Genomic DNA, 22,249 nt, shown 5'->3' on the forward strand with positions numbered 1-22,249 from the left:
TCATGGCGCAAAAGACAAAAACAAAAGAAAAAGCAGAGGGTAACACTACCCTTTACTCACGGCTCTTCTCCTATTATCAGGTGTACACCAATTTCATCTTCATTGCTTTGATAGGACTTTGCCTGTTCAGCTTAGTAGATGCAGGCATGATTTACTTTGTTAAACCGCTGATCGATCAAGGCTTAGGCAAGGCAGATAGTCATACCCTTCAGTTAGGCGCTTTATTAGTGGTAGGTATTTTTTTTCTACGCGGTTTAGCAAGTTTTACCTCAAGCTACGCAATAGCCTATATCAGTAGTAAAGTAACTTATCAGATACGCCAACAAGCTTTTGAAAAGTTGTTATTTTTGCCGAGAGCGTATTTTGACCAAAATAATCGCGGCAGCCTTATTTCAAAAATAATTTATGATACTGAACAACTATCACAAGCCTTTGCAAGTGCAGTGGTCGTTGCCATTAGAGAGACTGTTATTATTCTCGTATTATTTTCGATGATGGTTTACAACAGTTGGCAGCTAACTACCATTTTCTTAATCGTAGTACCTGTTATTGCCTTGATTATAAATAAAGTTTCAAAACGATTTAAACACATTAGCCGCAAATTACAAAGCAGCATGGGCCTAGTGAGTAACAAAACAGAGCAAGCTATTTTAAATCAACAAGAAATAGTTTTGCTCAATACAAGCGTACAAATAAGCGAACAATTTGAGACTATAAACAACCATAATCGCCAACAAAACATGAAACTACAAGCAACAACTGCTATTAGTAACCCTATTATTCAGCTTATTGCCTCTTTCGCTATCTCTGCTGTTTTGTTGCTGGCAAGTATCGATCAAGTTCTTAATCAACTTACCCCTGGTAGTTTTACCCTGATATTAATTGCTATGGGTTCATTGCTCAAACCACTAAAGCAACTCAGTAATATTAACCAACAATTACAAAGAGGCTTAATTGCAGCAAACAGCCTATTTAGTTTTTTAGATGAGCAAGAGGAGTATGATAATGGCAGCAAAACTTTATCCGTTCAGTGTGCCAGCATAGAATTTAATAATTTGAGCTTCACTTATGATGGAACAACACAACCTGCCCTCTCTAACTTTTCATTGGATATAAAAGGCGGAACGAGTATTGCCTTTGTTGGAGGATCTGGCAGTGGAAAAAGTACTTTGGCTCGTTTATTACTGCGCTTATACCAATCGCCGAAACAAAGTATTTTTATTAATGATATTGCCATTGAAGACTATAGTTTAAGCTCGCTAAGAGCCCAATTTGCCTTCGTTTCACAAGACATAGTTCTCATTGATGATACGTTAGCAAATAACATTAGTTTTGGTTGTAATCGCACCGTAACAGATACAGAGATAGAATGTGCAGCACAAAATGCAAATGTGATGGCCTTCGTTAAAGATTTACCGTTGGGTCTGCAAACACGAGTTGGCGAAAATGGTCGCAATTTATCGGGAGGTCAAAGACAACGTATAGCTATTGCTCGCGCTATTTTACGCGATGCGAGCATTATCGTACTAGACGAAGCTACTTCAGCTTTAGATAACCACAGTGAAAAACATATTCAACAAGCGCTAACTCAGTTAACTAAAAACAAAACCGTGCTGATTATTGCTCATAAATTATCAAGCATTCAACATGTTGATGAAATTGTCGTCATCAATAAAGGCCGATTAATTGAGCAAGGGTGTCATAAAACCTTACTTGCTAAAGCCGGTTATTATCAAGCACTATATAAGGATCAGTAAAACGCTATTTTACCCTCTTTATTCAGTCGCAGAGCCGCACAAGTGCAGAGAAAACAAGTCAGAGTTAGCCGCTTATCAAGCAAAGTTGGCTATTGAGACTGATAGCGATAGCACCTTGGTATATGCTAATCAGCACATAAGAACAATGATTTATCAAATTGGTGCTATTCAATAAAATCTAAATGTTGCTGAAAAAAACTACCTAATAATGGTACTTTATATTCTTGTGCTTGGACAGCAGCATAAATCCCTGCTCCCCAGGCTAAAAAGACCCCTATATTGAGTAACCAGCCCACTAATGGGATCAAGGATAAAATTGCCCCCGTTATGATGAGACCTAACGATTGGCGTAAATGAAAACTTGCCAATGATGATTGATGTTTATCATAAATAACCAACGCAACTACCCAGCCAATAAGTGTAAAATAGCTAATTACAGCCACTAAAACAGCCATTCTGGAACGTTCAGCTAGAGTCAATTTCCTTTCAAATCTATTATCGTAATCACTTGGGATATTTGGCATAACAGCTACTCCATGTTTAATGTTACGTAGAAAGCACCTAAAAAATAGTTATCTATTTGACCTATAACTCAAGACAAAACTTTACTTAGGCTTACTTTAAACTTAGAAGAAATTAGACTACTCAACAAGGCACATTTCTTTCCTGTTCACTAGACTAGCGGTTAAATGTTTCAATTATATGAATAATACCAACGGAATTAAATTTCAAACAATTTAGCATTGTGATAGTCAAGTCTAATTGCGCTCTAGTTATTGCTGTTGTTTCAAAGTATGAAGCAATTGTTGATATTGCTGTTGCATAGTTAATGCTATTTTAGCTTGCTCATTAATTGTTAGTGTTTGATAACACAGTCTATTATAACTTGTGCTTAGACGAGTAAAGGCGATGGCTAATTCGGGAGATTGCTCTCTGACTTGTTTTGCAAAATCATTAACTGTCATGCCTGTGGGTTTCTCGATCCCCTGCTTTGCTAATTGAGTCAACGCTTTATGGTAAAAAATTTGCCACTTAGCTAGCGGTATCTTCTTTTGCTTAACACGATTTATCAGGTGTAGAAATAACATCAACATTGTTATGCTGACAATCAGTGATACGGCAATAATTGTCGCTAATTTCCATGCAGCCATTTTGCCAAATAAATCGTTAAATAAATTATATTGCTGTTTAGTGGTAAAACCAATGACCCAGCGGGTCCATTGATAATCGAGAGCGTCAAATTGTAAACGTAAAGCATTTAGCCATGCCGTATTCTTTAATTGATATAAACTCAATAGGTCATCATTCAGTGCCGATTGTTCTTGTAACAGCTCGGAAGACCAACCTGAGTTAATACGTTCAAGGTCAACGGCACTTGTCGGGTCAATGCGTAACCAACCTCTCCCTACCACCCAAATTTCAGACCAAGCATGTGCATCGTATTGGTATATGCTCATGTGCCCCTCTGGGTTTGCCTCTTGCGCAGTATCACCATTAAATTCCCCGCCTAAATAACCTGTCACCATGCGTGCAGGAATGCCTGAAGCGCGCATTAAAAAAGTAAATGCACTGGCATAATGCGCACAGAATCCTGATTTAGTCTCAAAAAAGAACTGATCTAAGCTGTTGTTTTCAAGCAAAGGTGGTTGCAAGGTATATTCATAGTTTTCTTTATTGATAAACATTAATACCGCTTGTGCCCTAGCTTGTACATCAACATAGTCGTGCTGTAGTTGCTGTGCGAACGATTCGAGTCTTGGATTACTTCCCTTTGGGTATTTCAAATTTACTTGTTTACTCTTCTGTGTCAATTCAAGAGAAAATGGCGCCGTTAAATAACTGGTTAATTGATAAGATTTAGCTTGGCTAATATTCCTTGAGCTGATGAAGGTAAAATCTGACTCAGCATGAATGCCGGATTTGTCGCCTGTCACAACCGCTGGTGCTAAGGCAAATAAATACTTTTGAAAACTCGGCTCAACTACCACTTGATAATTTAGCGGGTTAACGCCTGTAGTGCCGGCATCAAAAATCAACGATTTCTTAGCTAAACTATCGATTTTATTTGTGGTTTTAATACCGTCACTCTTTTGTTTACTCCATTGCCTACCATCATAGTTTTCTAATACTACTGCACGCCAATATAACTGAGAATATTCAGGCACTTTTTGTTGACCAAAATCAGCACGAAAGGCCAGTTTAGTAGAGCGGGTTAAATTAGCAATATCGCCCGGTTTAACAGTGTCTGACAAGCCTGTTTCATTTGATTTTGCTTTTGGGACTTGCCAAAAAGGTGATAAACGAGGAAAAACTAAAAAGAGTATACTAGCCAACAAAATACTTTGCCCCAGTAGCAGCATCACCACTTTTATATTGGTTACCAAAGCGCTCTCTGATGAAAAATACTGTAACAAAATAGCTAAATTAATCACTAACAAACTGAGCACAATAAATGAAAAAGCTAAGTCTTGTCTAAAAATAAGTGAAGATGACAGCACAAATAACCCTAAGAGTATTAGCTGATAAAAATCACTGCGGGCTTTTATTTCAAAGGCTTTAAGTACGTAAGAAAAACAAAGTAGTTGTACCATAGTCGTAAGGATGCCTACCTCTTTAGCCGTTACCGCAAGGGCTAAACAGCCCAGAACAGCGAACATTCCGAGCAATATAGGTGAAACCTGACCAACTTGTTGCTTTTTTATTTTATCACTTGAATGCTGCTTTGAATTGACAACATAACTGTTTTGTTGCTTTGTTTTACTCCGATCACGGTTTTGATGTAGTAAAAGTGCCTGCCATACAAGGGATAATGAAATGATAGCCAGCATCCAAGAACTTAATTCTAAGGCAATTACAGCTATATTCAAACATTGACACAACCATAATAACCACGCATTTTTTCTCGTTAAGCTAACGTTTATTTTATGCTTACTATTTTCCAGATGGTTCGAAGGTGCTCGAGTAGTTTGCTTAGTAAATAAATTCATCGATATAACGCCAGTGCAGTTAAACATGCCTGTTGATGAGCAAACCCCATACTAGGTGATATATTTGTTGAACTATTATGTGCTTCTGCAGAAAGTACTATACCAAAAGGTTGATTTGTTGCAGTTAATTCATTCACGAGAAAGCTCAAATAAGACAATTGAATTTCTACATCATTACCCGGCATTTCCTGTAGTATCAACCATTTTGATTGCCCCTGACTTGATTGATAATGCTTTGAATAATGCCCTTGCCCTTTCGCTAGTTGCTTCCAAGCAGTTCTTGCTCTCGACTCGCCTCTAACAAAGCTTTTTAGCTCGGAAAAATCATCGATTCCCTCTATAGAAGACGTTTGATAACTGTCTATACTTTGCTCATCTGATTGAGAAGATAATTGATATTGCCCTCTATTTAAACTTATCGGTTTAGGATAAATAATAGCGTAGTGACCAAAATCTAAAATAGTTTTGCTTTTAAAAAGGCCTAAAGAGTATTCACTAAATATTGTGACTCTTCCTAAAGCATGACTACCGCGTGTAGAGGACTTATATATTAAGTTGACTTCATGACTACCCTGCTGACATTGGGCAACCCTCTCACATGAACTGTTTATGGTTTTATCGCTAAAATGTAGATTGATATCATAATGCGCCTTATTAGCAGAAATTTGAATGGGAAAAAACAATTCATCACCGGCGTAACCTTGCCTTTGTTGTGCCTTACTATAAAAACGCAATTGCGAAAAATTATAAAAACTATGCAACATCACACTGATAAACAAACTGGCCAACAGATAGCTAAGTAATAAAATGATATTATTTTGATAGTTTGTCCCTAATAAAAAAACTAAAGCAACAAACGCTAAATACGACAAACCAAAACGGGTTGGGTATATCATGATATTACGGCTGTTTAGTTGGTGTTCTTCCTTACATGGGATCCGGCGAGTTAGCCAGTTTTCAACATTTTTTTGAATCAAACGCTTAAATAACTTTGGTAATGAAAATACAGTCATTATTCCCTTCAATAAACCTTATGAATAACCCAAAGGGTTTAGCACATCAACACAGTTAAGTATTTGATTAGCCACACTAGAAACATCAAACTTACTTGCTCCTATTTGCTGATTCGGTTGCATTTCTAATCTGTGCTGACAAACCACATAAAATACAGCTTGCACATCATCAGGCATGACATAATCTCGGTTATCAATAAATGCCATCGCCTTAGCTGCTTGTAATAATGCTTTTGAGGCTCTTGGTGATAAAGGCCTGCAGTTGATATCAGGGATATTTCCTTGGGGTAATTTTACCACATTATCTAGACCGCCATATGCACGCCTACTGACCTGACTTAAGGCAATAATATAATCAAGCACATCATTAGATACATTAACCTGAGTTACGGCCTCTTGGATAGCAATCAACTCTTCTTGTTCAATCATTGCGGTAAAATCTGTATTGCCCTTATGTGAACTTTCATTCGTGTGTTGAGCCGTACTTAATAAGATTTCCCTCTCTGCTTTTAAGTCTGGAAATCCCAACGATAAGCGCATCATAAACCGATCAAGCTGTGACTCTGGTAAAGGATACGTACCTGCATGAAAAAGTGGATTTTGGGTAGCAATAACAAAAAATGGCGAGGGTAATTCATGGGTTATACCATCGATACTGACTTGTTGTTCAGCCATAGCCTCAAGTAAGGCGCTTTGTGTTTTTGGACTTGCTCGGTTAATTTCATCAGCGAGGACCACTTGATTAAATATAGGACCTTGGTGCAATGCAAAGCGATTAGTTTCTTTATCAAAAATTGAAAACCCGACAACATCAGCCGGTAATAAATCATTGGTAAATTGGGTACGCTGATAACTTAAACCCAATGTGGTGGCTAATACATGCGCTAATGTGGTTTTCCCCATTCCGGGTAGATCTTCGATTAACAAATGCCCTTGGGCAAGCAAACAGGCAAGTGCTAAACGACACTCATTGGGTTTACCCAATACTACCGTTTCAATTCTATCTAAAATAGCAGTTATCAACTGCTGGCTAGCTTGGACTTTATCAACTAGGGGTAACGCTTGAGGCATAAAAAAACGTCTAATTATAAGGAGGTATAATTAGACGTTTTATCATGAAAGCAGTGTAAAGGGAATTGTTAGCCTTTATTAGCTAAAAATAGTGGCAATTAATCCTATGCTACGCTTAATCATTTGCAATTCTACGTTTAGTCACGGCAGTATTTAATTGACTTAATAACTTTTCAGTATCACCCCAACCAATACACGCATCAGTAATACTTTGACCGTAAACAGCAGCTTTGCCTTTCACTAGGCTTTGGTTACCTTCCACTAAATGACTTTCAACCATAACACCAAAAATATTATCATTACCCTGGCTGATTTGTTCACTAACATCTGTAGAGACTAGCATTTGATTTTCGAATTTTTTATTAGAGTTAGCATGGCTAAAATCAATCATCACCTTAGTATTCAAGTCAGAGCTAGTTAATTGCTCGGTTACCGATTTCACACTATCAGCATCAAAGTTAGTTGTTCTACCACCGCGTAAAATGATATGACAATCACTATTACCTGTAGTTTCCACAATGGCAGCATGTCCAAATTTGGTAACGGACAAAAAGTGGTGGGATGCAGAAGCTGAGCCAATAGCATCGATAGCAATTTTAATCGTGCCATCAGTGCCATTTTTAAAACCTACTGGGCATGAAAGTCCAGAGGCTAATTCACGGTGAACCTGTGACTCAGTGGTACGCGCGCCAATAGCTCCCCAACACATAAGGTCAGCCATATATTGCGGTGTGATCATGTCTAAGAACTCACCCGCTGTTGGTAAACCTAAGTCATTAAGCTCAACTAATAATTTACGCCCTAGACGTAAACCATCATTTAGTTTAAAGCTATTATCCATATAAGGGTCATTGATCAAACCTTTCCAACCTACGGTAGTACGTGGTTTTTCAAAATAAACACGCATTACAATCTCAAGGCTGTCTTTATATTCTTCACGCAGTTTTACTAAACGCTGGCCATATTCCATCGCCGCTTCAGGGTCGTGAATAGAACATGGACCAATAACAACTAATAAGCGATCATCTTTGCCTTTGAGGATATTGTGAATAGCAGTTCTGCCTGCAACGACTGATTTTGTTGCTTGCTCTGACGCAGGAAATCGTTCCAATAAGGCAATTGGAGGTAAAAGATCTTTAATTTTATTGATGCGTACATCGTCAGTTTGGTACATAGTTTGGCTCTCTACTGCTATTTCATTGTTTATTCATTGTAAAAATGAAAGTTGACGATACTCAGTGTGTAACTTGCCTAGGCAAATTGACCTTAAGTACCTTATTATAATTCCTAATTAGAATCCCAATATTAATCTAGCAGTGTTAATGGCTGAATGCCACGTAAAATTACCGATACTGACTAGTTTTTAGAATATTTAGTCTAATGAGTGAAAAATCAAAATATATACCCGTTCCACTTGAAGATGCTCGTTTCAGCAAGTCTGAATAATTTTAATTAAGAAAAAATTTTATTAAGGTTATTCTTTTAAAAAGAAATGTAACGCTGATTATGCTTTGCTCAGTCTTTTCCTAGGGGCTGGTATCGCAGCAAACGTACATAAGCTTTTGCTTCCATACCAGCAGGAGTTGATATTACTATTTCAGTAATTCATGCCCTTCTGGAAGCTGTTTAGCTATCCAAAGTGCTAGTTTATGTTTCATATTTGGTTGATCTTCACTATCAACCGCTAATGGCTGAATCAGCTTATCGTTGACTAATAAACGATAAAGGCTCTCTACTTTGTCTTTGGCTGAATTGGTTGCTGAGAAAGCATTGTAACCTCGGTTAACAGCATATTTTTCACCAATAATTAATGCTTTTTTGAGTAACTCAGCTTCATTTTTCAATTTTTTCATCGGATGTCGACCTTATAGCAATATTGATTGTTATAACCATGCGTTAAAATAAGCATAAACACAAGCTTAAAAATAAACAGACTTCTTTAAATATGCCTAATAAACAAGCGATTACAACTTTTAACATTTTGCCGACTATTCTATTGATTTACATCATATAGAAGTACGACCAACCTCGTATAATCATATTTATAAACTTATATAACCGTGACCATTCATAGTTCAGGTTTTTGGTAGGAATAAACTTGGCTTTAGCGCAAGAAAATAAATTAAGCATAAACACGCTATGTTTTGATTATTTAACACCGCTTAAAGTAATTTTATCCCCTCCGAAGAAACACTTGAGCGCTCTGTAGCATATATTGATTGGCAACGACTATAATTCACTCAACTATTACAGGTGTGACTATGCCTATTTCACGTACAAAAAACTTACAACACAAAGCTTATATCCCCTCATCAGCTAGAGAAAATCAATACTTGATGGCAAAAATTGCCTTAACTGATGGATTAATTAAGCAATATCAACCACTCATTGATAATACGAGTGAGACACCTTTTGAAAAGCTCTATCAGCACCTTGCTAATAAATTTTTTGCTGTCAATGATAAATTTGCTCTTGAAAGTACCCAATTTATCGCTAATGATAAATTTGCACGTGTACGCTTTAGTCCTGAAAAATTCACGGCGCAGACTAAGCAGCAAGTGCTATTTTTATATAACCCTAAATATCATACCAGCCGAAATACTTTCTTTAATGGCGCAACTAAAGCTAAGAAAATCACCTTAATTTTCTTAGCTAATGGCGATGATATTAGAGGTCAGTCGGCTAAATTTCACCAAGTAGTTATCAAAGCGTTAGAAGCTTTCGGAAAAGAAACAGAAATTCCAACAGAGCAGATACGCGTCAGTGATCATCAACATTTAACTTATGATTTGTTTGCAAAAAATAAGGGGGTTGAAGGAAGTCAAGCGCATAAGTTTAGACCTATTGCAGACAGATACATGGCAGATCAACAGACATTATCTGCACAAGCCAGAGCGTTAACTTATGCCGTTGTTGATTTTCCCATTAACCGACGCGTACGTGCGCTAACAAATCTTGATGAAAACCCTCAAGAACGTTACAACCCACTTTACAACCTTATCGCTGATGCGTTTATCGGAGCAGCAAAAAATCAAAACTTAAATAACGGCGCGGTCGTTGCCAATGGATTAGTGCCTATCGTTCGGTCTGGTGAAGATGAAAACGTTGTCACATCAGGCGAATTATTGATGCTAAGCTACAACCCTTTACATACCAGTTGCGGATATACCTGTAAGTGGAATTCAGCAAAACTAGTAGACAGTGTTCAGCTAATTTTTGTTGCGAGTGAACAGGATAAAACGAGTCATGGCTACGGTAAATTTGTTAACGAAATAGAACAAGCGTTACACACCTTTGCTCAAAAGTTAGATATTGTTGGCGAGCAAGAAGAAATGATGGTTAGGTTACATCAGCATGTTGGTTTTTATTTAAAGTAGAGAGTAAATAACCTCAATTCTGTTGAGTAGCATGATATTGCTGGTTACTCAACAGAAACAACAAGCTCAGAATTCTTATTCGATAGCTCCCCGTAATAATTGACTTTGGCTTTTACTATGAATGCTGGTAATTAACGCAGTTTCGCATTTCATCTTGCGGCCTTCCCCTTTCAAAATGATAATAAAATTAAGGTTAAATTATTGCAGCCATTTTACTTTTCGATGATAATTCTACAGCTTACTTTCCAGTAATTTTTTTGTTTTTTGCCTGGCTCAAATGACATGCCTTAATCAGTCCAATACTGTCCGTGATCATCTTCTACTAATATAATTCTCATAGCATCAGTTACCTTCTTGCCCAAAAAGTAATATCTTGTTGAGTTAAAAATTTTTCGGCATGTTCTCCTTGCAATAAAGCTAGGGTTGCTAAAATACCCGCTTGAATACATTGAGGTGCTACGGTTGTAATAGATCGCGGCGCATTAATTATCGGCCAACCTGTTTTAGCGTTTAACACATGTCCGTACCGAACTCCTTCTTTTATCAAATATCGTCTGGCATCTCCACTAGTTGCCAACGCTCCTTGTTTAAGTGCCACAATCATATCTTGCGGCTGACCCAGTGCGTCACAGTCAGGATGTTCAATAGCCACTTGCCATGGCTGACCATTAAGTCTTGGACCTGTAACCGCCAAATCACCACCTAAATTGACTAACATTGGCTCATCCGTTAATTTTTTTGCTAATAAAATAGAACGATCAACAGCATATTCTTTGCCGATTCCACCAAAATCTAGTTCCATACTTGGGGGTAATGTAATTGTTTTTTGATCATAAACAACTCTGTTCCAGCCTACTAAACGAAGTAACTGACTTACATCGCTTACCTCAGGAAAGTGTTGGCACTCACCGCTTGCGCCGTCGAACGACCATACCTTTCTTAACACACCAGAACTAAGGTCAAATAGCCCATCGCTTAACTGATAACATTGCTCGGCAAAGTTGAGTAAGAGAAAAGTTTCTTCATCAATCGCCACTTTTTCACCAGTACTGCTATTTATTCGACTACAAATACTTCGTTCATCATACCGACTGTATTTATCTTCAATGCGCCAAACCTCACGGCTAACGCATTGAGCCACTTGCATTGCTAAACGCTTATCTTGCGTTTGTATTATCACTTCACACGGACTAGCCATCGCATTAAAGCGAATGCAATGGCTATCTTTTTGATTGCTTATTTGTAGTGCCCGTTTCTCTTGCATAGTGCTGAAAATAATAACTAAAAATAAAGATTAACAGTTTAAAATGAATAACTTACTTGTGCAATAATCGCTTCAACAACGGGATATATATCCTGTCCTTTTAATGCACTTAACTCAGTAAACCCTGCATTAGTTGGTGTTTGGCGGTAGTATTCAAGCCGAAAAGAAAGTTCATCCCCATCATTAAGTGACACACCATATTTTGCGCCAACAGTCACTGCTGTCATCTCACCAATGCGATAATCTGCACTAACAAAACCTAGGGGTGCTTGTTCCTCAATAATATAAGGTTGGTAGAAATCAGCGGCCCCTTGTTGGTAGTATCTAATATGCGGCTCAATATAACTTGCTGCTCCCACAGGCATAGTAAAACGGGTATCAATAGTATGAGAGTTAATTCCCCAGTCATCCCACATATAACGATAAGAAACATCTGCAACAGTATTAAGTAAGCTATCATCAAAATGGTATTTTGCCTGCATAAAGGTACTCTGTTTTACCCGAGAATCGGGTCGACTCTCATAAATATAATCTTGGGCTAGTCCATTACGATTAAGCACACTAACAACTTTAAATGGGTCTGTTAAATAACCATCAACCATAGAATAAGAGTAATTAAAAGCCGTGATCATGCGACGGTTTATCACTTGAGTAAAACCCAGCAAAATATCAGCGGTGGATTTGTCGTCACTTTTCCCAGTCCTTGTTTTAGCAAATTCCCCATCCCACTCAGGTGAACTAGAGTCACCAACTAACATTGATGAATGGGGTTTTGGAATGCCTCCTTCTGGGGTAAATGTATCTTGAAAATAACTTAACCCCATTGAAAATGTTGAGTTTTTCTTATTAAAATCATAGGCTAAATTCCCATTAACACCCAAGGATAAATAATCATATTCTTTAGAAAAATGCCCTCCCACACTCCCTGTAATATTATCTGATAATGGTTGTGTCCATTGGCCATTCAGTTGAACACTAGTATCACGAAAAGTATCATCAAGCGGTGTTTCACCTGCAGGTGTAACATACTGTCCACTTCCTGAAGGACGAGTGAACGTTTGGGCATTAGGTTGAACCACTGCACCGTTTGCTGACGCGCCAGTTAAGGCATCTACCGTTAATTTTAAAGATAAAATTTCGTCATTATCAAAAACCTTTGTACCTGCAATTATGGCTTCAGTTGCGCTAACTCTATCTGTTTCTGAATACAGTAGAAATGCGCTATCAAATTGCCACTCATCTGCTTCTTCTGCTTGCGAAACACCAGCGGTTAACACACTAGTTCCAAGTAAAGCACTCGTTGCTATAGATAATGCTGCTTTTATATTAGGTGCTTTATTGCTTTTTTTACTTGCCGTATTGGTATTAACCATTAATTACACCCACAACCGCCGCCACCAAAACTCTTTCCGCCACTAGACGCTTCTTTAGAAAAATAGATATGGTCATCCAAAGCCGCATCAATAGAACTTGATGTTAATGCCATTTCTTTTTTTGCTAATAAATCACGCTCCCAAGGCTCAACACCTAAACTACTACAGGCACTGAGACTAAGTGTGATAATACTTAACAGGGCTAACTTAGTTTTTGCTACGTTAAATTTTGAGCGACTGGGTTTCGATCGCGCTTTAAATACAGCTTTATTCGCTTTCATGATTGCCTCTATTTGTCTTGCTCGAGAGATTATTTGGTGTCATATACAGTAAACCTTCTATTTCATCTACATACAGCTTACTTTAGCCGGTAAAAAAGCCACAATGATGGTATTTAATTTCACCATCCCGGCCTATTAGCATACTTGTCGGCATGCCTTGAATAGAGAAGTGTTTGGCTATGGTACTCTTATTATCATAAATAACTGTCAATGATGCTGAGTTATTTTGAAGAAATAGTCTTGCATTGGTTTCTTCTGAGTCTACATTAATTGCTAATGATGGTAACCCCCTTGCCCTAATACTTCTGCTGAATTCATTCATCCAAGGAAAAGACTTTACACAAGGCTTGCACCATGAAGCCCAAAAATCAATATATAGCACTTTACTTTCTTGGGCTAACAAAGCTTGTTCTAACAATTGCTCAGGACTATATGCTTGCTGCTTTGCACTTGCAGAGGCAGAGGCAGAGGCAGAGGCAGAAAAAATAATCAACAGTAATACCCAAACGAACATTTTTTTCATCAGCATAACCCTATTGCATTTTCTTCTCGTTTAGCTGACTAGTTTAGTTTTAAATTTACATAGATTGAAAATTCACTTCTGTATATACTGTGCCACCATGTTGCAAATTAACGATTCAATAAAATAATGACTACGAATAAAGCTTTTGCTTTATTGTATTTTTCATTATGCTTTTGCTTTTTAAGTACAAGCTATGCTCAGTCTTGTTTAACAGATACTGGCATAACGAACGAATATAATTGCCAAGTTTCGCCAGATGAATCCTCAGAGTCTGACGCACTTTTAAACAGCAAGAACTATATTACAGCATTCAGTTACTCAACGCAGATTGTTGAATTAATTGCGATAGAAAATCCAAATAATCATACCTTACCTTGTTGTAACCGTGGTCCTCCTTCAAAAACGTTATAAAAAATAATCAATACATTAAAACTTTAGTACGCTAAAAAACGTAATTCTCATGTTATCAGAGAACCGTATTTTTCTGTGCTTTGATCTAAGCATTAACATTAAATCATGTTTAGTGTTTTATTTTCTTTAGCTGGCCTTTGCATTCGATTCATTCGTTACCAAGGCCTATAAACGCGTTAGTAGCCCCCACTATGATAAATACTATTATTCTCATCTTAGTTATCATCAGCTTTTTGCTGATCATTACTGAAGACTTAATTCACATCAACAAAGCCAAAACAACACTCTTTTTTGGTACTCTTTGCTGGATCCTTGCTTTTATCTTTCCAATCAATAACAACATAGCAACCGAAACCAGCCACCAACTGAATGAAAATTTACTTGAAATTGCCACCTTATGGTTGTTTCTCATGTCAGCGATGACCTTTGTTGCCTACTTAAATAGCAAAGGTTTTATTTCAGCTCTTGTACAACGAGTACTACCAGAGCGAATTTCTGAACGTGGTTTAATGTTCGTCATTGCCATTTTTGCTTTTATATTTTCTTCATTTGCCGATAATGTAACGGCAACTTTAGTTTCTATCGCTGTTGTGATGAATTTACAATTAGAGGTAAAAAAACGTTTAAAATATGCCACGTTAATTATATTTTCAGTGAACAGTGGAGGTGTTTCACTTATAACTGGTGATGTTACTACCTTGATGATTTTCTTAGAAAATAAAGTAACGATATCTAATTTACTTATTCTTATTCTACCGTCATTTATCGGCGTTTTAACCCTAGCAAGTTTGTTATCAATCAAACTATCCGGCGAAGTAAAATTAGTGCAAACGCGAATTAAAATTGAAAAATCAGATATCGCTATCGCGCTTATCTTTGTAGCAACAATTTCAGGTACATTACTCGCTAATGTTATGTTTCATATCCCACCGGTATTAAGCTTTTTATTTGGTTTATCTATCATGTTTTTAGTTGCAAACCTATTACCCAATAAAAACAATCAAGATGCTTTAAATTATATAAGGGAAGTTGAATACGATGCCCTACTTTTCTTTTTAGGCGTGTTATTACTGGTAGGAATTTTAAAAGAAATCGGTGTACTTGATGGTTTCACCCAGCTATATCAATATTTACCCGCTATTACCGTAAATTATTTGGTTGGCTTTATGTCATCAGTAATCGACAACGTACCTTTAACTGCTGCGCTTTTGAAATCGGGTGTTAATATGAAAATCACTGAATGGTTAACTTTAACTTATGCGACAGGCGTTGGAGGTTCAATTCTAGTGATAGGATCAGCCGCTGGGATTATCGCAATGAGTAAAGTTAAAGGCTTAAACTTCATCAGTTATTTACACAATGCTCTTTACTTAATCATTGCCTATACAGTAGGCTATGTAGGTGTATATGTTGCCGCAAATTGGGCATTAACTTAAAATTTCAGCGACTAAATTACCATGATTCAACAAGCCGTACTCAACAAAAATGAGCTGCTTGTTGAAATCAATGCACATTTTTGATGAGAAGTTCATTTGAATTAACTGAAGTGAAGTCGCCAAATAGTTTCACGATGCTCATTCATGATTCTAAATATTGATCATAAATTTTTTGAAATTCACCACTTTCTTTTAAGTACTTTAATCCTAAATTAAAATCATCTCGTATTTTTTCGCTTCTAAATACGGGTCGATAATTCATTGGATCAACAGTGATAAAGTTATGCTCATCTACATCACTAAATTCTAACTCTGTTTGTAACTCAATTTTATTAACAAAGTACTTGAAAATATAACGGTCACAAAGCACAACATCGTATCGTCCTAACTGTAATAACTTAACTTGTGTTAACTGATCGCTAACACCAAAAAACCGATTTTCTTTAACAACATTGTTTAACCAATCTGGGTAACGTTTTTCAGCACTTTGAAAAGAAGCCACATAAAGTGAATCTAGATCACTTGGCCTATTTATAGTTATATTTCTACTTTTTAGAGTAATAAAAATGTTGTCATAAATGACGGCAGGGTCGGCATAAAACCCATCCTCCAATTGAATGCCCATATCTCCCATCGCCGCATCGACTAAATGATTACTAAAAGCAATAGGAACTCGTCCTAATGGGAAGTACAAAGGTTTTAGTGTATGCCCTTTATAAGCCAAAGCTGCAGATATTATATCAATTTCTATTCCGGAATTAGTTGCTTCAATAATATAAGGCGGAATCTCTTGGCTAAACGCCATCACAATTTCTTGGCTGCTAGCTTTACTACACATTAATCCGCAGATAAAAAATACACAGTACTTGAGTAAGTTAATTGTTATTCCAAAGATTCATCAAATAATACTTGATTGCAGTATATAGCAGATTATTACAATTTATCAAATCAGGTAATTTATGCTTTAATGACGAGTATTAGATCTATACCCGTTCCACTGGACGATGCTCGTTTCAGAAATCCTGAGTGAACCATGATCAAGGCACATTTTTTGTTAATGGTTATCCCCATAGTAACAAATGTAACGACGGGTAAGTTTTACTCAGTTTTCCCCAAAGGGCTGGTTTATAAACGCTTTATACTGAGTTATTGATTTAGACAATAGAATTACTATTCTCTTCAACCAATGCTTTGCCTAAAGACGGTTATAATTCCAGCTGAATCCTACATCTTCAAGTGGAGCGAGTATATTAGCGCGCAAGATACGAGTTGTCATTGCGGCCAAGGCGGAAGCTATAACCAATATCGTAGTCCAAAAATAATTAGTAATACACCTAAGCACTTACTTATAATTTCTCCTTTGGGCATAATTTTTTCTATCACAATGACCAGTGTTATAATAAGAATCCACTTCAGATTCATCACTCCACTGACAAATAATAGTGTCATTAAAAACCAGCAACACCCTACACAATAGCTGCCGTGTATTAAGCCTAAACGTAGCGCACCTTTAAAACCTTCTTGCCAATCATTACTTAGCATAGACAATGGTGACCGACACAACTTTAAGCAGTTTTGTTTAAATGAGGAAAATTGATAGATACCTGCAATGATTAAGATTAATGCGCTAAAAGTAACATTTGCACTATCCATCATTGCTGTCAGCAAGCCTAAATGGTGTAGAAAATACTGAAGAAAAGTGATAACTACGCTGTATAAGCACCAAATGGCGATATAGCCTAAAGTAAAAGTAATAGTTGGAGTGTAGGTTTGATTTGACGAAATACGTTGTAGATTTAGCTTATCAACCAATAAAATCACAGGGATTGCAGATGGCAGCATCATTCCTGCCATCATAATAGCCCACATAATAAATAGCATGAACACATCAGCCACAGACCAACTTGCTACCGGCTCCATATTCATAGTCATATCATAAAGCATGTAATGCCAACTCAAATATATGATTATGCCCACACTAATAATGATAAATACTCGATTGATTAATATCATAAAGTCATCAGACGTTTATACATCATTAATCAAGCATTTGGCCAATTTACAACAGCGTTTGCAGCAAAAGTATCACTATAATTAAACGCAATATTGCCATGATTAATTTTCATTAACTTGGTTTTGCCTGCAAAACCATCATTCCACATAAAGCCGCCTTTAGGGAATGAAATATGTACTTCATTAATATCGCCAGTAACAGGATTAATGTGCGGCTCTTGTTCAACCTCAATAATCCCCTCAATGGTGACTGTTGAAGTATAATCTTGCCTATCTAGCTTAATGTCAGCCATTATTGGCCCATCAAACTCACTAAACAAAGTGCCAAGTATTTCAACAGGCATGCCACCTGCTTGACCTGACATAATAGTGGCAAGTGCGCCGACTTGTTCTTCGCTGGCATCATTATCAATAAAAAGTGCACCTTTGCCATTTCCTTCATGCATTGCATTAGGCCAAGCAGCAGCAAATACCATTTTCAAACCTCCTAAGTCTAAATCATTAAAGTGACCGCTTAGCACTTCAAAGCCTATTATTGCTTCACAGCCTCCATTTTCACTGGTTGGGAAACCACCAAACTGACAGCCACATCCGTGACTACAACTGCAGTTTTCAATTTGATTCATTGACAGCGCCCAAGGATGTTGAGTATTCATAAATATAACTCCTCTAAATTGGGGTGGCTAAATTATAGGCTAAATGTTGATGTTTTTCCTTTTAAAGCGCAAAACATATTTTGATTTGAGTTCTACCATTCTTGCGAAAAATGTAATGCTTATCTCAATTTAGTTACAAGAAATGCAGCACAAGCATTATCCCCATCCTGTAATACAGAGATGACAACTGATGAAAGTAGTAAATATTGCCTAAATGGCAAAGTTTTGTCATCAAGCTCAAAATCAGACACATCATTTTCGTGCCTATCATTAACGGATATTGACTGCTTTACTGTGCATTTATCAAGCAATTAACAACTTTAGTGTAAAAACTTCACTTTTTAGGTTGATTTATTTGGTCAACGTGGCACTGTGTACAGGCTGAATTTGTATTCAGCCCACAATTTGATTCAAACAATAATTAAAGGAGTAGCGCTTCAATGTGTTCAATCTTTGGTATATTAGATATAAAAACAGGTGCTGATGCACTTCGTCCTTCCGCTTTAGAATGTTCTCGTCTTTTACGTCACCGTGGCCCTGATTGGTCAGGAATTTATCACAGCAAAAATGCCATTTTAGTGCATGAACGATTATCGATTGTTGATACTGAGCATGGTGCTCAACCTTTATACAATGGTGATAAAAGCAATGTCCTTGCTGTTAACGGTGAAATTTATAACCATAAAGCATTAGCCAGTACTTTAAACGTTGATTATGAATTTCAAACTGCCTCAGATTGTGAGGTTATTCTCCCTTTATATGAAGAGTTTGGTGTTGAATTTGTTGACAAACTACAAGGTATGTTTGCCTTTATTGTATACAACGAAAAAGATAACTCTTATTTAGTAGCTCGTGATCACATTGGTATTATTCCACTGTATACAGGTTATGATAGCGAAGGTAACTTCTATGTTGCCTCTGAAATGAAAGCCTTGATGCCGATTTGTAAAACAGTTGAAGAATTCCCTCCTGGGCACATTCTTGATAGTCGTGTTGGTAAACTACAACGTTATTACAAGCGTAACTGGCAAGAATATGGCGCGATAAAAGACAACACAACCAGCACCATTAAAATTCGTGAAGCGTTAGAAGAGTCAGTAAAAAGTCATTTAATGACTGATGTACCATACGGTGTATTATTATCAGGCGGTTTAGATTCATCACTCATTTCTGCTATAACGCAAAAATTTGCCGCTCGTCGTATAGAAGATAACGATTTAGCTGAAGCTTGGTGGCCAAAAGTTCATTCATTTGCTTGTGGTCTTGAAGGCTCCCCTGATTTAGTTGCAGCGCAAACCGTTGCTGATAGTATTGGTACTATCCACCATAGCGTAATATTTACCGAGCAAGAAGGTATTGATGCCCTTAAAGAAGTTATTTATCACTTAGAAACCTATGATGTAACGACTATCCGTGCTTCTACGCCGATGTATTTAATGGCACGTAAAATCAAAGCAATGGGCATTAAGATGGTACTTTCTGGAGAAGGTGCTGATGAAATCTTTGGTGGCTATTTGTATTTCCATAAAGCTCCAAACGCACAAGAATTTCATGAAGAGCTTAACCGTAAGTTAGATCGTTTGCATAAGTTTGATTGTTTACGCGCTAATAAATCAATGTCGGCTTGGGGCATTGAAGCACGCGTACCGTTTTTAGATAAACACTTTATGGATGTTGCAATGCGCATCAACCCTGAAGATAAAATGTGTGGCAACGGTAAAATGGAAAAAGCAATTTTACGTGAGTCATTTGAAGGTTATTTACCAAAAGAAATCTTATGGCGTCAAAAAGAGCAATTCTCAGACGGCGTTGGTTATTCTTGGATTGATGGTTTGAGAGCCCATGTTGAGTCACTTGTTACTGACCAACAACTTGAAAATGCCCACATTAGATTCCCGGTAAATACTCCTGATAACAAAGAAGGTTATTACTACCGTACGATTTTTGAAGAAAAATATCCATTAGCGACAGCGGCTGATTGTGTTATTGGTGGTAAATCTGTTGCTTGTAGTACCGAAGAAGCCTTAGCTTGGGATGAAAGCTTTAAAGACAATGCCGATCCATCAGGTCGCGCAGTACTAAGTGTGCATAACGAAAGTTATTAATACTCTTTAGTAAACAATTTGTTCTAGGAAAAAATATAAAGCCGATAATATTAATTATCGGCTTTTTTAGTTTCTAAAATTCTCTTTTGTTTACACCATTAGTTTATTTAACTGCTGAAACATCTTTGGCAGAGAAAACTCTTTTACCTGCAACCCAAGTTTCTGATACCTGACTTCGCCAAATTTGGTTTTCAGGCATATTGAATAGGTCATCATTGAGTAAAATAAAATCAGCTTTTTTTCCTGGCTCTAAACTACCGATAAGTTTTTCTTGATGGCCAGCATAAGCAGCATCAAGGGTAAAACTTTTTAATGCTTCTGCACGGGTCATCTTCTGATCCGCATACCAGCCACCAACTGGTAAACTTTTATGATCTTGTCTGGTAATTGAGGCGTGTAAACCAAAAAAGGGGTTTGGTGACTCTACTGGAAAGTCAGAGCCTGCAGCAATAATAGCATTGCTCTCTAGCAGTTTTCGCCAGGCATAAGCGCCTAAAATACGTTTTTCGCCAAGTCGGCTAACAGCCATATTTTTATCACTCGTGGCATGCGTCGCTTGCATCGACGCAATGACATTTAACGAGGAAAATCGCGGGATATCTTCTAAACGTAATACTTGAGCATGTTCTATTCTATGACGTAATGCCTTAGAGTCACTTTGTTTAATCGCTAGTTGGTACACGTCTAATATTAATTTATTGGCATTATCGCCAATGGCATGAGTATTGACTTGAAAGCCGGCATTCATAGCAAATTCAATATAGTGTTGTAACGACTTTTTATCGTGTAACAACAAACCTTTGTGGCCAGAATGATCACTGTAATCATTAATCAATGAGGCGCCCCTACTTCCCAATGCACCATCAGCTTGAATTTTGACACTGTTAAACGTGTACATATCATCTAGTGTTCTATATGGTCCTTGTTGTAATTGTTGCTGCCAGTTGGTGCTAGGTAGGTACAACATACCGTTTATACGGATAATCATATTCCCTTCACTCGCTAATGTTTTATAAAGTGCAATGTCTTTTTGCTCTATACCCGCATCGTGCACACTGGTTAATCCTAAACTTGCTAGCGACTGTAATGCTCTTTTCAACGCAATTTTATCTTCGATAGGCGATGGCTGAGTGACGCTATCAGTTATCAAGGCCATTGCGTTATCAATAAAAACTCCCGTAGGTTGCCCACTTTGATCTTTTATTATCTCTCCACCTGCTGGTGATTTAGTAGCTGCAGTAATTCCCGCTAAGGCCATAGCTTTCGTATTGGCCCAACCTGCATGACCATCAACTCGCCTGAGCCATACTGGCTTGTTTGGAAAAACTTCATCTAAACTTTTGGCCGTCGGATAAGTGTTATTAGACCATTGTTCCTGATTCCAACCGCGACCAAGTACCCAACTCATTGTAGGAATATCTTTGTTATAAGATATTGTGCGATTAACGGCATCCCTTTCAGAAGAGGTATCAGCTAAATCTACTCGAAGCAGACTATGCCCATAGCCAATGACATGTCCATGTGCATCAATTAGACCTGGGAGCATCGTTTGACCCTGCCCATCAATAACATTCAAATCATTTGAGTTAGGCAACACTTCTTCAGGCGAATATATTTTATCGATGGTGTCATCAGTGAACGAAATAGCAGAAAATTTCGTTAACGAATTATCAATGAAAGTATAACCTTTTACATTCTTGACTAAGGTCGTTTGAGCCATCAATTGCGTGCTGATAAATAGCAATGAAATAGCACTAAAAAGGTGAGGTTTTATCATAGTATTTATATTGTTATCCTATTGTATTATATGGATTTTAAATATCCGCCTCTCTTTATCTTAGCATGTCTTTAATTACAAATATAAAAATAAATTTGCAAACTTCAGCATAAAAATCTTTGCAAGAGAAAAGTAAAGTATTCTTTGTACATTTCTTAACTTAACTTCAGAGTAACAATTAAGGTAAAATATGTGCCTTATTTAT

General features: G+C 37.2%; 18 protein-coding genes. 4 read left to right on the forward strand and 14 right to left on the reverse strand.

From position 1 onward, the window contains the following. Window positions 1-2: 2 nt before the first annotated feature. Window positions 3-1,757, forward strand: coding sequence for a lipid A export permease/ATP-binding protein MsbA (gene msbA, locus ND2E_RS11070; RefSeq protein WP_033093906.1), 1,755 nt, complete (start codon window positions 3-5; stop codon window positions 1,755-1,757). Between the two features lie 164 nt (window positions 1,758-1,921). On the opposite strand, the gene ND2E_RS11065 is transcribed toward msbA, so the two are convergent. The 6 genes from ND2E_RS11065 to ND2E_RS11040 all read right to left on the reverse strand — a co-directional run bounded on the left by ND2E_RS11065 (window position 1,922) and on the right by ND2E_RS11040 (window position 8,681). Then, window positions 1,922-2,281: a hypothetical protein gene (locus ND2E_RS11065; RefSeq protein ID WP_033093849.1), complete on the reverse strand. Its 360-nt coding sequence runs from the start codon at window positions 2,279-2,281 to the stop codon at window positions 1,922-1,924. Between the two features lie 249 nt (window positions 2,282-2,530). Continuing rightward, the gene (locus tag ND2E_RS11060) at window positions 2,531-4,744 is read right to left on the reverse strand and encodes a transglutaminase TgpA family protein (RefSeq protein ID WP_223303604.1); all 2,214 of its coding nucleotides are present in this window, start codon (window positions 4,742-4,744) and stop codon (window positions 2,531-2,533) included. Further along, the gene (locus tag ND2E_RS11055; RefSeq protein ID WP_033093851.1) at window positions 4,741-5,757 is read right to left on the reverse strand and encodes a DUF58 domain-containing protein; all 1,017 of its coding nucleotides are present in this window, start codon (window positions 5,755-5,757) and stop codon (window positions 4,741-4,743) included. The genes ND2E_RS11060 and ND2E_RS11055 overlap by 4 nt, the downstream gene beginning before the upstream one ends. Before the next feature lie 18 nt (window positions 5,758-5,775). Beyond that, complete coding sequence (locus ND2E_RS11050; RefSeq protein WP_052056519.1) at window positions 5,776-6,828, reverse strand: AAA family ATPase; 1,053 nt, start codon at window positions 6,826-6,828, stop codon at window positions 5,776-5,778. A 115-nt stretch (window positions 6,829-6,943) separates the two neighbouring features. After that, window positions 6,944-8,002, reverse strand: coding sequence for a 3-deoxy-7-phosphoheptulonate synthase AroG (gene aroG / locus ND2E_RS11045; protein WP_033093852.1), 1,059 nt, complete (start codon window positions 8,000-8,002; stop codon window positions 6,944-6,946). A gap of 418 nt (window positions 8,003-8,420) precedes the next feature. Beyond that, window positions 8,421-8,681, reverse strand: coding sequence for a DUF5062 family protein (locus ND2E_RS11040; protein ID WP_033093853.1), 261 nt, complete (start codon window positions 8,679-8,681; stop codon window positions 8,421-8,423). Window positions 8,682-9,089: 408 nt separating this feature from the next. Between ND2E_RS11040 and ND2E_RS11035 the strand changes: the two genes are divergently transcribed. Further along, window positions 9,090-10,205, forward strand: a complete 1,116-nt coding sequence (locus ND2E_RS11035) for a DUF3083 family protein (protein ID WP_033093854.1) — start codon at window positions 9,090-9,092, stop codon at window positions 10,203-10,205. 346 nt (window positions 10,206-10,551) lie between these two features. On the opposite strand, the gene ND2E_RS11030 is transcribed toward ND2E_RS11035, so the two are convergent. The 4 genes from ND2E_RS11030 to ND2E_RS22170 form a co-directional block, all read right to left on the reverse strand. Next, window positions 10,552-11,469 (reverse strand): FAD:protein FMN transferase, encoded by a 918-nt coding sequence (locus ND2E_RS11030; protein WP_052056521.1) that lies wholly within the window; start codon window positions 11,467-11,469, stop codon window positions 10,552-10,554. Window positions 11,470-11,507: 38 nt separating this feature from the next. Next, the gene (locus ND2E_RS11025) at window positions 11,508-12,842 is read right to left on the reverse strand and encodes a DUF3570 domain-containing protein (protein WP_052056523.1); all 1,335 of its coding nucleotides are present in this window, start codon (window positions 12,840-12,842) and stop codon (window positions 11,508-11,510) included. Further along, on the reverse strand, window positions 12,842-13,123 hold the full coding sequence (locus ND2E_RS0121515; RefSeq protein WP_052056525.1) for a DUF4266 domain-containing protein: 282 nt from the start codon (window positions 13,121-13,123) through the stop codon (window positions 12,842-12,844). The genes ND2E_RS11025 and ND2E_RS0121515 overlap by 1 nt, the downstream gene beginning before the upstream one ends. Before the next feature lie 82 nt (window positions 13,124-13,205). Beyond that, window positions 13,206-13,646 carry a TlpA disulfide reductase family protein gene (locus ND2E_RS22170; protein ID WP_081962039.1) on the reverse strand — a complete coding sequence of 147 codons (441 nt, stop codon included), beginning with the start codon at window positions 13,644-13,646 and terminating at the stop codon, window positions 13,206-13,208. A gap of 602 nt (window positions 13,647-14,248) precedes the next feature. Between ND2E_RS22170 and nhaD the strand changes: the two genes are divergently transcribed. Continuing rightward, window positions 14,249-15,493: a sodium:proton antiporter NhaD gene (nhaD, locus tag ND2E_RS11015; RefSeq protein ID WP_033093856.1), complete on the forward strand. Its 1,245-nt coding sequence runs from the start codon at window positions 14,249-14,251 to the stop codon at window positions 15,491-15,493. Window positions 15,494-15,635: 142 nt separating this feature from the next. Here nhaD and ND2E_RS11010 read toward each other — a convergent pair whose 3' ends face one another. The 3 genes from ND2E_RS11010 to ND2E_RS11000 form a co-directional block, all read right to left on the reverse strand. Continuing rightward, window positions 15,636-16,331 (reverse strand): substrate-binding periplasmic protein, encoded by a 696-nt coding sequence (locus tag ND2E_RS11010; protein ID WP_033093857.1) that lies wholly within the window; start codon window positions 16,329-16,331, stop codon window positions 15,636-15,638. Between the two features lie 455 nt (window positions 16,332-16,786). Beyond that, window positions 16,787-17,425 carry a DUF2182 domain-containing protein gene (locus ND2E_RS11005; protein WP_223303605.1) on the reverse strand — a complete coding sequence of 213 codons (639 nt, stop codon included), beginning with the start codon at window positions 17,423-17,425 and terminating at the stop codon, window positions 16,787-16,789. A 110-nt stretch (window positions 17,426-17,535) separates the two neighbouring features. Further along, window positions 17,536-18,162: a DUF1326 domain-containing protein gene (locus tag ND2E_RS11000; protein ID WP_033093859.1), complete on the reverse strand. Its 627-nt coding sequence runs from the start codon at window positions 18,160-18,162 to the stop codon at window positions 17,536-17,538. A gap of 440 nt (window positions 18,163-18,602) precedes the next feature. Here ND2E_RS11000 and asnB point away from each other — a divergent pair, with 440 nt between their 5' ends. Further along, a complete protein-coding gene (asnB, locus tag ND2E_RS10995) occupies window positions 18,603-20,267 on the forward strand; it encodes an asparagine synthase B (protein ID WP_033093860.1) in 1,665 nt (554 codons plus the stop codon). 103 nt (window positions 20,268-20,370) lie between these two features. Here the strand turns inward: asnB and ND2E_RS10990 are convergent, their stop codons facing one another. Then, a complete protein-coding gene (locus tag ND2E_RS10990) occupies window positions 20,371-22,044 on the reverse strand; it encodes an amidohydrolase (RefSeq protein WP_033093861.1) in 1,674 nt (557 codons plus the stop codon). Window positions 22,045-22,249: the final 205 nt, after the last annotated feature.

Source organism: Colwellia psychrerythraea, assembly GCF_000764225.1.
GTDB classification, from domain to species: Bacteria; Pseudomonadota; Gammaproteobacteria; order Enterobacterales; family Alteromonadaceae; genus Colwellia; species Colwellia psychrerythraea_D.

Coding starts and splice junctions, on each gene's coding strand:
- msbA (WP_033093906.1), top strand. CDS start 3: ATGGCGCAAAAGACAAAAACAAAAGAAAAAGCAGAGGGTAACACTACC.
- ND2E_RS11065 (WP_033093849.1), bottom strand. CDS start 2,281: ATGCCAAATATCCCAAGTGATTACGATAATAGATTTGAAAGGAAATTG.
- ND2E_RS11060 (WP_223303604.1), bottom strand. CDS start 4,744: ATGAATTTATTTACTAAGCAAACTACTCGAGCACCTTCGAACCATCTG.
- ND2E_RS11055 (WP_033093851.1), bottom strand. CDS start 5,757: ATGACTGTATTTTCATTACCAAAGTTATTTAAGCGTTTGATTCAAAAA.
- ND2E_RS11050 (WP_052056519.1), bottom strand. CDS start 6,828: ATGCCTCAAGCGTTACCCCTAGTTGATAAAGTCCAAGCTAGCCAGCAG.
- aroG (WP_033093852.1), bottom strand. CDS start 8,002: ATGTACCAAACTGACGATGTACGCATCAATAAAATTAAAGATCTTTTA.
- ND2E_RS11040 (WP_033093853.1), bottom strand. CDS start 8,681: ATGAAAAAATTGAAAAATGAAGCTGAGTTACTCAAAAAAGCATTAATT.
- ND2E_RS11035 (WP_033093854.1), top strand. CDS start 9,090: ATGCCTATTTCACGTACAAAAAACTTACAACACAAAGCTTATATCCCC.
- ND2E_RS11030 (WP_052056521.1), bottom strand. CDS start 11,469: ATGCAAGAGAAACGGGCACTACAAATAAGCAATCAAAAAGATAGCCAT.
- ND2E_RS11025 (WP_052056523.1), bottom strand. CDS start 12,842: ATGGTTAATACCAATACGGCAAGTAAAAAAAGCAATAAAGCACCTAAT.
- ND2E_RS0121515 (WP_052056525.1), bottom strand. CDS start 13,123: ATGAAAGCGAATAAAGCTGTATTTAAAGCGCGATCGAAACCCAGTCGC.
- ND2E_RS22170 (WP_081962039.1), bottom strand. CDS start 13,646: ATGAAAAAAATGTTCGTTTGGGTATTACTGTTGATTATTTTTTCTGCC.
- nhaD (WP_033093856.1), top strand. CDS start 14,249: ATGATAAATACTATTATTCTCATCTTAGTTATCATCAGCTTTTTGCTG.
- ND2E_RS11010 (WP_033093857.1), bottom strand. CDS start 16,331: ATGTGTAGTAAAGCTAGCAGCCAAGAAATTGTGATGGCGTTTAGCCAA.
- ND2E_RS11005 (WP_223303605.1), bottom strand. CDS start 17,425: ATGACTATGAATATGGAGCCGGTAGCAAGTTGGTCTGTGGCTGATGTG.
- ND2E_RS11000 (WP_033093859.1), bottom strand. CDS start 18,162: ATGAATACTCAACATCCTTGGGCGCTGTCAATGAATCAAATTGAAAAC.
- asnB (WP_033093860.1), top strand. CDS start 18,603: ATGTGTTCAATCTTTGGTATATTAGATATAAAAACAGGTGCTGATGCA.
- ND2E_RS10990 (WP_033093861.1), bottom strand. CDS start 22,044: ATGATAAAACCTCACCTTTTTAGTGCTATTTCATTGCTATTTATCAGC.